This window comes from Collinsella sp. D33t1_170424_A12 (assembly GCF_015554865.1).
Lineage (GTDB): Bacteria > Actinomycetota > Coriobacteriia > Coriobacteriales > Coriobacteriaceae > Collinsella.
In genome coordinates this window covers 1-10,727 of the sequence record NZ_JADNJJ010000142.1, presented here as the reverse complement: position 1 = coordinate 10,727, position 10,727 = coordinate 1, and the positions used below count along the sequence as shown (strand labels likewise).

Annotated in this window: 6 protein-coding genes; all 6 read right to left on the bottom strand. The window is 68.9% G+C overall.

Annotated elements, in window-relative coordinates; genetic code table 11:
- Positions 1–247 precede the first annotated feature (247 nt).
- The 6 genes from pknB to I2E26_RS06120 all read right to left on the bottom strand — a co-directional run bounded on the left by pknB (position 248) and on the right by I2E26_RS06120 (position 10,588).
- Positions 248–2,212: a Stk1 family PASTA domain-containing Ser/Thr kinase gene (pknB, locus tag I2E26_RS06145; protein ID WP_195420026.1), complete on the bottom strand. Its 1,965-nt coding sequence runs from the start codon at positions 2,210–2,212 to the stop codon at positions 248–250.
- A gap of 88 nt (positions 2,213–2,300) precedes the next feature.
- Complete coding sequence (locus I2E26_RS06140; RefSeq protein ID WP_195420025.1) at positions 2,301–5,180, bottom strand: FtsW/RodA/SpoVE family cell cycle protein; 2,880 nt, start codon at positions 5,178–5,180, stop codon at positions 2,301–2,303.
- On the bottom strand, positions 5,177–7,327 hold the full coding sequence (locus I2E26_RS06135) for a Stp1/IreP family PP2C-type Ser/Thr phosphatase (RefSeq protein WP_229056458.1): 2,151 nt from the start codon (positions 7,325–7,327) through the stop codon (positions 5,177–5,179). The genes I2E26_RS06140 and I2E26_RS06135 overlap by 4 nt, the downstream gene beginning before the upstream one ends.
- Positions 7,324–7,737 (bottom strand): FHA domain-containing protein, encoded by a 414-nt coding sequence (locus I2E26_RS06130; protein ID WP_147588149.1) that lies wholly within the window; start codon positions 7,735–7,737, stop codon positions 7,324–7,326. Before I2E26_RS06130 ends, I2E26_RS06135 begins: the two co-directional genes overlap by 4 nt.
- Positions 7,738–7,742: 5 nt before the next feature.
- Positions 7,743–8,732, bottom strand: coding sequence for a DUF3662 and FHA domain-containing protein (locus I2E26_RS06125; protein ID WP_195420024.1), 990 nt, complete (start codon positions 8,730–8,732; stop codon positions 7,743–7,745).
- A complete protein-coding gene (locus I2E26_RS06120) occupies positions 8,729–10,588 on the bottom strand; it encodes a serine/threonine-protein kinase (protein WP_195420023.1) in 1,860 nt (619 codons plus the stop codon). Before I2E26_RS06120 ends, I2E26_RS06125 begins: the two co-directional genes overlap by 4 nt.
- Between the last annotated feature and the right edge of the window lie 139 nt (positions 10,589–10,727).

The following is a 10,727-nucleotide window of genomic DNA, read 5'->3' as shown; positions in this document are numbered from 1 at the left end:
CTACGACCATTGTCGCCCGACCCACGATAGAGCTACAAGGGGAGGGGCCCCAATGTTCAACTCATATCGTCTTTCGTGCGTCGAGGTTATGGCGGCCTTGCTCGGGCGTGCGCACCGCTGGTTGGCGAGGGCGCGCCAGCGGCTGCGAGCGGGTGCGCCCTCGCCGACGCGCATGAAAAAAGGAGGCCGAAGCCTCCTTTTTGGATGAAGCGATGCGGTGGCCGTCTGGCCGGTCCCAACGGGCGCTCTACTGCTCGGAGTCGCCGCTTTCCGCCGATGCGGAGCCGGTGGAGATGTAGATCCAGATCGTGGTGCCCTTGGGCTGCTTGCCTGCCGGTGCATAGGTGATGACCTTGCCCTTAGCGATGTTGGCGCTGGGCTGCTCGACCACGTTGTAGCGCAGGCCGGCGTTCGCGATGGCCTTCTGCGCATCCTCCTGGGCCATGCCGTTGAGGTCGAGCGCGTCCACGTCGACGCCCTCGGGCTCGGGCTCCTTGCCGGCTGAGATGGTCACGGTGATCTGCGTGCCGGGCTCCTGCTTGCCGCTGGGGTTCCAGCTGATGACGTTGCCCTTCGCGACGGAATCGCTAAACGACTCGTCCCAGTGCACGCCGAAGCCGGCGTCGTTGAGCGCCTTCTCGGCCTGGCTCTTGGTCATGCCCTCGAGCGACGGGACGGAGGTGGTGCTGGGGCCGGTGGACACCTTGTACTCGATAACGGAGTTGATATCGACTTCGGTGCCGGCCTCGGTGCCCTGATAGAAGACGGTGCCTTCATCGGCGTCGTTGGCTTCCTCGATGGCCTTGCCCTTCAGCCCCGCGTCCTTGAGCGCGGTCTCGGCCTGGTCCTTGGTGAGGCCGGTGAGGGTGGGCACCTTGGTCTGCTCGGCGGGCTTCTCGCCCTTGGAGATCACGAGCTTGATGGTGTCGGACGTCTTGGCGGTGCGGCCGCCGTCGGGGCTCTGGTCGCACACCTTGCCGGCGTCCTGTTCGTCGTTGTACTCCTGTGTGATATCGAAGCTGGTGAAGCCGGCGGCCTTGAGGTTGCTCACCGCCGCCTCCTGCTCCCAGCCGATGACGTCGGTAACCTCGACGGTCTTGACCTCGTTGCCGCCGAAGACGCCGGACATGAAGGCGAAGACCAGGCCGATCACGACCGCCACGCCCAGGACGATGGCAACGACCTTGCCCTTGCCGGGCCCGTGCTTCTCGTCGTCGAATGAGGCGGTTGCGCTGGGAGAGCCCTTGCCCGCGACCGTGCGCGCCGCGTTCTGGCCAGTGGCGACCGGGCGCGCCATGGCCTGCGTGGAGTCGTTCATGACGCGGGTCTCGGTGGCGCCCATGCCGCCGGCCACGCCGGAGATGACGCGCGTGGGCTCGGGCACCTCGACGCTGCGGCCCTGCAGGTAGGAGTTGAGGGCGGCGCGCAGCTCGTCGGCCGTCTGGAAGCGGTTGGCGGCGTCCTTCTCCATGCAGCGCAGGATGATGCGCTCGAGCACGGGGTCGACGCCGGGGTTGATCTGGCTGGGCGGAACCGGCAGCTCGTTCACCTGCTTGAGGGCGACGGAGATGGCGTCATCGCCGTCGAACGGCACGCGGCCGGTGGCGCATTCGTACATCACGACGCCCAGCGAGTAGATGTCGCTGGTGGCGCCGAGCTCCTGGCCGCGCGTCTGCTCGGGGGAGACGTAATGCGCGGTGCCCAGGACGTTGTTGTCCTGCGTGAGGTGGCTGTTCTTAGCGCGGGCGATGCCGAAGTCCATCACCTTGATGTTGCCGTCGGGCTGCACCATGATGTTTTGCGGCTTGATGTCGCGGTGGACGATCTCGTGCTTGTGGGCCACGGAAAGCGCGGCGCAGATCTGGCTGCCGATCTGGGCGACCTTCTTGGGGTCGAGCGCGCCATGGCTGCGGATGCCGCTCTTCAGGTCGGTGCCGCGCAGGTACTCCATGACGATGAAATACGTGTTGCCGTCGCGGCCCCAGTCGTAGACGCCCACGATGTAGGGGCTCTGCAGGCCGGCCGCCGCCTGGGCCTCCTGCTTGAAGCGGGCGGCGAACGTGGCGTCGCCGGCGTACTGCGGCAGCATGATCTTCACGGCGACGGTGCGGTTGAGCACCTGGTCCTGTGCACGGTAGACGGTTGCCATACCGCCCGATCCGACCTTGTCCTTCAGGAGGTAGCGGCCCCCAAGAACACGCGATTCTTCCATTCTCAATCTCCTCATCCTAATAATGCGTGCGACTTCTTACGCTGCGATGGCGGGCATCGCAGAAGTGATAACGATTACTGCCCGGCTATCACAACCCTTGGGCTTCGAGTGCGGCCCGAATGATCGTGCTGGCAACCGAAGCGGCGGAGACGCCGTGGACGTCATAATCCTCAAGCATGATGGACACGGCCACCGTGGGGGTATCGAAGGGGGCGAAGCCGACGAACACCGAGTTGGAGTGCGCTCCGGTCTCGGCGGTACCCGTCTTGCCGGCCACCTTCACGCCGGCGACGGCCGCGGCGCTGCCCGAGCCTCCCTCGACGACGCCGAGCATGGCGTCCTTCATCTGGGTGGCGGTGCTGGCGCTCATGGCCTGGCCAAGCGAGCGGGGCTGCGTGCTCTTGATCACGGTGCCCTCGGGGGAAAGCGTTTGCGCGACCACGTACGGGTTCATGGCGATGCCGTTGTTGGCGACGGCGGCGACCATGACGGCGTTCTGCATGGGCGTGGTCTGGGGACCGGCTACGTGGCCCTGGCCCACCGGCTGTCCGGCGCCCGCCCAGGCGAGCTCCCACTCGGTCATCACGCTCGGGTCGGGCATGATGGAGGCCGCCGTGGAGAAGTCCTGGCCCAGCTCGGTGCCGTAGCCGAAGGCGTTGGCGTACTGGACGAGCGTGTCGGCGCCGATCTTGTTGGCCAGCTGGCCGAAGACGACGTTGGACGAATAGGCGAAGGCCTTGTTGAGGCTGATGGTGCCGTGGTCGGTGCCCTTGATGTTGGTGACCTCGGCGTTGCCGATCTCCATGCTGCCCGGCGAGCGGAAGGTGTCGGTGAGGCCGGCGGTGCCCGAGTCGAGCGCGGCGGCCAGCGTGATGACCTTGAAGGTGGAGCCGGGCGTGTAGAGGGCCTGCGTGGCGCGGTCGTACAGCGACACGTTGCTGTCCTCGCCCGCGTTGAGGGCGCCTTCGATATCGTCGAGGTTGTAGGTGGGCGCGCTCGCCCAGGCCAGCACGGCGCCGGTGCGCGAGTCGAGCACCACGATGGCGCCCTTCATGCCCGAGAGCGCCTGCTCGGCGGCCTTTTGGATGCGCGAATCGATGGTGAGCTTCACCGAGTTGCCGGGCTGCGTGATGCCGGCCAGCGAGTTGACGGCGTTCGCCCAGCTCGAGTAGTCCTTGGCGCCGGTGAGCGTCTCGTTCATGCGCGCTTCGACGCCCGTGGCGCCGTAGCGGTTGGAGTAGTAGCCCACGGCCTGCGCGGCGAGGCTGCCGTTGGGGTGCGAACGGGTGAAGGTGCCGTCCTCCTGCTGGACGGACTCGGCAAGCGTGACGCCGTCGGAGGTGATGATGGAGCCGCGCTTGACGTAGGCTGCCTTCAGGATCGAGTGGTTGTTGAAGGACATGTTCTGATAGTCCTTCGCCTTGAACACCTGGATGTAGGTGAGGTTGCCAATGAGGATGGCGAACAGCGCGGTGAAGGCGAACACCGCCACCGTAAGGCGCTTGGCCAGGGCGACGCGGCCCAGGACGCCCGATTCGGGCGTGTCGAGGGTGCGGCGCTGCAGGCGCGAGCCGGGGCGGGCATGCGAGGCGCTGGCGGAGCCGGTGGCGCCCGCGCGGCCGCCGAAGATGCGCGTTCCCACGGAGCTCACCTGTGCCCGCGCGCCTGCCTGCGCGGCCATGATGCCCGTGCCGGCGAGCTCGGCTTCGCGGCCGGTGGCCTCGTCGCCCGCGCGCAGCAGCAGGGCCACGATGATGAAGCTCGCCAGCAGCGAGGAGCCGCCCTGGCTCATGAAGGGCAGGGTCACGCCGGTGAGGGGCACCAGGCGGGTGACGCCGCCCACGATGAGGAATGCCTGGAACGAGATGGCCGCCGTGAGGCCGGTGGCGCAGAAGGCCGCCAGGTCGGACTTGGCGCGCGCGGCGGTGGTGAGGCCGCGCACGGCGAAGAGCATGAACAGGAAGAGCACGGCCGCGCCGCCGAGCAGGCCCATCTCCTCGCCGATGGCGGAGAAGATGAAGTCGGACTCGACGACGGGGATGAGGGTGGGCATGCCCTTGCCGATGCCCGTGCCCACCAGGCCGCCGTCGGCCAGCGAGAACAGCGACTGGACCAGCTGGTAGCCGGAGCCCGAGGGGTCGGCGAAGGGGTCGAGCCAGATCTGGAAGCGCGTCTGCACGTGGCCCAGGAACTTATAGGCGCCCAGACCGCCCACGGCCAGCAGCATGAAGCCGATGATCACGTAGGAGATGCGGCCGGTGGCCACGTAGAGCATGAGCAGGAAGATGGTGTAGAACAGGACGGCGCTGCCCAGGTCGCGCTCGAACACGACGATGAGCAGGCAGATGCCCCAGACCACCAGCAGCGGAAGCAGCAGCTTGAAGCGCGGGATCTTCAGCCCTAAGATCTCGCGGTTGGAGATGGACAGCAGCTCGCGGTTCTCGGCCAGGTAGCCGGCGAGGAACAGCACGATGAAGACCTTGGCGAACTCGCCGGGCTGAATGGAGAATCCGCCGATGATGATCCAGAGCTTCGAGCCGTACATCTCGGTGCCGATGAACATGGGCAGGATCAGCAGCATGATGCCTATGGCGCCGAACGTGTACTTGTACTTCTTCACCGCGTCGAGGTTCTTCACCAAGACGAGCGTGACCACCATGAGCGCGATGGCGGCGAACAGGATCATGAGCTGGCTCATGGCCAGGCTGGGCCGCACGCGCGTGACGAAGGTGATGCCGATGCCCGAGAGCAGGAACACCACGGGCAGGATGGCGGGGTCGGCGCCGGGCGCCAGGAAGCGCACGGCGATGTGGGCCGCGGCGAAGGCGGCGAACAGGCCGATGGGGACGGCGAGCGTCTGGAACGAGAGCGCGGCGCCGGTGGTGATGACGAAGAGCGAGTACAGCAGAACAACGGGGAACGCTGCCGCGATCAGGAGGAACAGTTCTGTGTTACGACGGCTGCTCACTGGGCGTCACCTCCGGTAGGTTGGGCGGCCGGGTCTACGGCTGCGGGGTCGGATACGGAAGCGCCGGCGTCTGCGGCGCCGGGCGCCGCGGGGTCGGCGGGGTCGGGTACGGGGCCGATCATGGCCGCGGGATCAGCGCCCGAGCGCACGGCGTTGGCCATCTCGGCCTGCTGCAGCTGCTCGTCGCTGATCTGCTTGCGATACTTCGACACCGTTTCGGTGGCCTCCTCGACACTGGCCTGGGGGATGCCCTCCTCCAGGCGGTGCCGGGTATCCTCGGGCAGGTCGGAGAGCATCACGGACGTCTCGTCTTCGAGCCAGTTGAGCTCGATGCCCATGAACGAGTGGGGCGTGCCCTTGTATATGGCCACCGCGTCGTCCTTCACGCCCAGGTACACCGAGTTCGAGATGGAGAAGAGCGTGATGAGGCCGCCGAGCGCGATCACGGAGAGCACCGCGACGAGCGACAGGATGGCGTTGCGCTTGCGCTTGCGCGCGATGGCGCGGAGCTTCCCGTCGTCCACCAGGTCCACCACGATGACGGTGACGTTGTCGCCGCCGCCGGCAGCGAGCGCCGCGTCGACGAGGTTGTCGGTGCAGATCTGCGCGGTGGAGGACTGGGTGGCGATAACCTCTATCTCGCCGTCGGACACCATGCTGGACAGGCCGTCCGAGCACAGGATGAGGCGATCGCCCTCCTCGATGTTGAGGGCGAAGTGGTCGGCGTACATGGCGGGATCGGACCCCAGCGCGCGGGTGATGACCGAGCGGTTGGGGTGCACGCGGGCCTCGTCTGCCGTGATCTCGCCGGCGTCCACGAGCTCCTCGACGTAGGAATGGTCGCGGGTGACGCGGATGAGCGATCCCTCGTGCAGCAGGTAGGCGCGCGAATCTCCCACATGGGCGATGGCCACGGTGCCGCCCTCGATGTAGGCGGCGGTGGCCGTGCAGCCCATGCCGGGTTTGCCCAGGCCGTTGACGGCCGCCTCGATGATGGCGGCGTTGGCGGCCTCGATGGCCGATCCCAGCAGGGCGGGGTCGGCGCTATGCGGCGCGGTCTTGGCGATGGTCTCGACCGCGAGCGAGCTCGCTACCTCGCCGGCGGCGTGGCCGCCCATGCCGTCGCACACGCAGAACAGCGGCGACTGCACCAGGTAGGAGTCCTCGTTATGCGAGCGCACGCAGCCCACGTCGGAGCGGGCGCCCCAGCGCAGCTGCATGGTGGTGCCGGCGTCGTAGGTGGATGCGGTATCGATGAGGTCGTCGGTGACGGGAGCGAAGCTCTGCGTCGAGCCGGGGTCGCTGAGCTTGGACTCGACGGCGGCCACGTCGATCTCGGCGGTGTCCTCGGGGGAGATGACCCGCTCCGCGCCGTCGGGGGCGGCAGCGGGATGGGGGGACGCGGCGCCGTGTCCCGTGGATGCCGCGGCGAGGAACGCGGGGACCGCATGGGTCGTGTCCTCGCCCGCCGCCGCGGCTTCGGCCTGCGCCGCCGCCTGTTGGGCGGCGTAGCGGGCAGCGGCTTCTTCCAGGTCGGCGGTGGTGTCGGGCCGGGGCGCCTCGGCCTCGGGCTCCGTCACGGGGTCATCCGCCTCGGCCTGCGCGGCCGCTTGCTGCGCGGCGTAGCGGGCGGCCGCCTCTTCCAGGTCGGCCGTTGTGTCGGGTCGGGGCGTGCCGTCGGTCGCTGCGGATGCGGCGCCCGCGGCCTCGGCCTCGGCTTGCTGCGCAGCGTAGCGGGCGGCGGCTTCCTCGAGGTCGGCTGTGGTATCGGGGCGCGCCGACTCCTCCGGGGCGGGCTCGTCCTGCGGAAGCTCGGGCACCAGGGCCGGATCGGGCGTGAGGACCTCGACGGCCTCCGCCTGCTTTGGGGTGTTCGCGGCGGGCACGTCGACGGCGGCTTCGGGCGATGCGGTCGGCTCGGCCGCCGCATCGCCCGCAAACGACGAAGCCGGCGCGGTGCCGGCCATGCCGAAGAGCGTCGCGTCTTCGGTTTCTTCGGTTGAGGGGATGGTCGGGCCGTTCGGATCGGCATGGGCCGGCCCCGATGGCCGCATCGAGCCGGGCTCATCCTCGGGCGCGCGGCGCGCATCCCGGGGATGGTCTGCCTGAGAGAGCTCGGCGCGCGTGCGGGCGCTATCGTCTGTCATCGGCGATTCACCTTCATAACGACGTCGCCGATCTGGACCTCGTCACCCTCGCGCAGCGTGGCGGGCTCGATGAGCTGGCGGCCGTTGACCAGGGTGCCGTTGAGCGAGTTGAGGTCCTCGATCACCAGGGCGGGGCCCTGCAGCGAGAAGCGTGCATGGCTGGCCGAGACGAACGGCTCGTTGATGCAGATATCGGAGCTGGGGGAGCGGCCTACGATGACCGGGCCCAGCATGTCGACATGGATGCCGCGGATGCCGCGGGGGCCCTTGTCGACGTCGATGGTCCAGATCGCCGAGTCGCGGCGCTGGCCGCGCACGAGGCCGACGCCGGTCTTCATGACGGCGAACAGGAAGATATAGAGCAGGACGACCAGGATGATGCGTCCGGCGAAGAGAATGAGGTCGATCATGGTGATTAGCCCCTAAATTCGAAGGTGCTCAGGCCGAAGGTGAGCAGGTCGCCGCTGCGCAGAGGGCAGCGGGTGATGCGGCGGTTGTTCACCAGGGTGCCGTTGGTGGAGTTGAGGTCCTCGATGGACCAATCGGCGCCGGTGAAGGTGAGCTGGGCGTGGCGGCGGCTGACGTTGGGGTCGCGCAGGACCACGTCGGCCGCGGCGCGCTCGCGGCCCACGACGCAGCGGTTGCCCGTCACGTCGAGGACGTCGCCCGTCACCACGTCGACCAGCTGCGCGCGCGCCTGCGCGACCTGCTGGGGGCGCGGCGTCGACATGCTGGCGGCTACGCCCGCGGCGGCGCCCAGGGCCCCGCCGGTGGCCGCGGCTCCGCCCAGGCCGGCCAGGGCCTCGCGGCTCAAGGTCTGTGGCACGGGGATGGGCGCGGCGGGATCGGGCAGGTTGGGGGCGAACGGGTCGGCCGGGGCCAGCGGGTCTGCGCCGTTGAACGGGTCGTCTGCGGCGGGAGCGGCCGCGGGGGCGGCTACGGGGCCTGCGGCGGACGCGGGCGCGGGCGCGGGATAGGGCTGCTGGGCGCTCTTGGCCGAGAGGCCTGCCTGGTAGGCGCGCTCCTCCTCGTAGAGACGGCCCAGGGTGGGGGCGTCGACGTTTTCGGCGAACACCGAGAAGCGGCCGCTCTTGAGCGAGGGGTCGATCATGAAGCGGACCAGCGGCTCGCCCACGAAGACGTAGTGCTTCTTCTCGGCCTGCGCCTTGACGAGCTCGCTCACCTCGCGCGAGAGCTGCGGGTAGAACGGCGCCATGAGGGGGTCGTCGTCGTTGGCGATGAGGATGGTGTAGAGCGCCGGGGCGGTGTTCACACCGTTGATGACGAGCGTCTGGTCCTCCATCTCATGGGCTGCCTGCTTGGCGAGCTTCTTAAAGGAGAAGGGGGCGCGGGTGGCGCCGAAGATGCCGGCGACGCGGTCTTCAAAGATGTTCAGGAAGTTCACGAGCGATCACCTTCCGGGTCTTTTCTGTATCCAAGCGAAAATACGCATATCCCAACGATTATAGAGGATAGGGCGGCCACGGCCGCCCCTGTTGCGAGCTGCACGACGGACGGGCTGGTAATTTCCATAGGGTGTGCAAGACACAGCGCGGCCGCCGAAAGAACCAGGGCGGACGCGCAGGCGGCGGCGTATCCAAGGGCCGAGGACGTCTCCTGGTAGCCCGTCCAGGCACGTTCCAGCAGGAAGGAGACGATGACGGCGAGCGCGGTGGCGCCTGCGATGCCCGCCAGGGCCTCGGGGGCGAGCAGCGCCCGGACGGCGGTGCCCGCGTCGAGGAAGCCGCCGGCGGCCTGGGCCGCGAGGGACGTCGCCGCCACGCCGACGCCCAGCGGGACGGTGGCGGCGCATACGACGGGCGGCAGCAGGTAGCCGGCTGCGGCGGCCACGGCGGGCGCCAGCAGCACCGGGTCGCGCAGCGCGAGCGCCGTGGCGAGCAGGGCCACGAGGATCGACGACGCGGCCGGGTAGGAGCGGCCCCATACGATCCACCAGGCGCCGGTGAGCGCCACGAAGATCATGCACGCCGGCAGCGCGGCGACCAGCGGCGTGGCGTCGAGCACCATGAAGAGCAGGCCGGTGAAGGCGAGCGCCGACCCGATCTGCGGAGCCGTCGCCGCGGCGGCGCCCACGGCCAGCGCGGCCACGAGGCGCGCGAAGGGACTGGCGACGCCGATGGTTTCGAGCACCGAGAACGTGGCGATGACGACCGAGACGCCCGCGATCGCGGCCGCGGTGCGCCGGCGCGCGAGCGGGGTGCGGCTGCCCAGGTGGCCCTCGACGGGGTCGTAGACCCAGGTGGGCTCATCGGGCTCGTCGGGCTCGTCGGGCTCGGGCTCGGGGGCGTCGTTTTCGTAGGAGGTGATCTGCTCGATCATGGCGGCGAGGCTGCGCTGACCCTCGCGGGGGTCGCCCAGGTTCGCGAGGAAACGCGCGCCGAAGTCGGCCACCGTGCGCATGCGGTTGTTGATGTCGGGGTCGAGCGCGCAGAGCAGCGCCTCGTTGGACGCTTCGGGCATGCGGCGAAGCAGCTGGTCGGGCGGGGTGACACCCTCGTTGATGAGGGTCATGGAGTCGATGGGGGTGGCTGCTACGAAGGGCGCGAAGCCGCAGAGCGACTCGTACAGGACGCAGGCGAGCGAGAAGATGTCGCTGCGGCGGTCGACGCGATCACTGCGCAGCTGCTCGGGCGGCATATAGCCGATGGTGCCTCCGCGCGCGCCGCCGAACCCCGCGGCGCTGGTGAGCTTGGCCATGCCGAAGTCCGTGAGCGTGACGTGGCCGCTGCGGTCGATGAGCACGTTGGCGGGCTTGATGTCGAGGTGCAGCGCGCCGTTGGCATGCGCGCAGTCCAGCGCCTGGACCAGCGCATCGGCTATGCAGGCGGCCTCGTCGAAGGTGAGGGAGCGCCCGTCGACGGCGGTGAGGAACTCCTCGAGGGTCACGCCGTCGACGTACTCCATGACCAGGTAGGCGTAGCCGGTGTCGTAGGTGAAGTCGATCACCGAGACGATGTTGGGGTGCTGCAGCAGGCTCATGGTGCGCGCTTCGCGCAGGGCGGCGGCGATGGCCTCGACGGCGGCCCGGTTGTTTGGCGAGCCCAGCGGGATGCGCTTGATGGCCACGCGGCGCTGCAGACGCGAATCGAGGCAGATCTCCACGGTGCCAAACCCGCCGGCCGCGCGGGTTTCGAGCGGTCGGTAGCGCTTGAGCAGGTGGGATGCAGCGGCTCCGGCAGGCGCGGGCGATGCCAGGGGCGCGCCCGCCGCGTGTGTGCGCTGTTGGGAAAACAGGGGCATGCGATGCCTTTCTAGGGTGTTTGAGGTGCATGTAAAGGCATGGTTCGAATAAGTGTACCACCCCGCCCCCGCTAGCGGGGAGGGCCGGCGCGGCCGGGCGAGTTGCCGGCGCGGCCGGGCGGGGTGGCTGCTGGGAGGG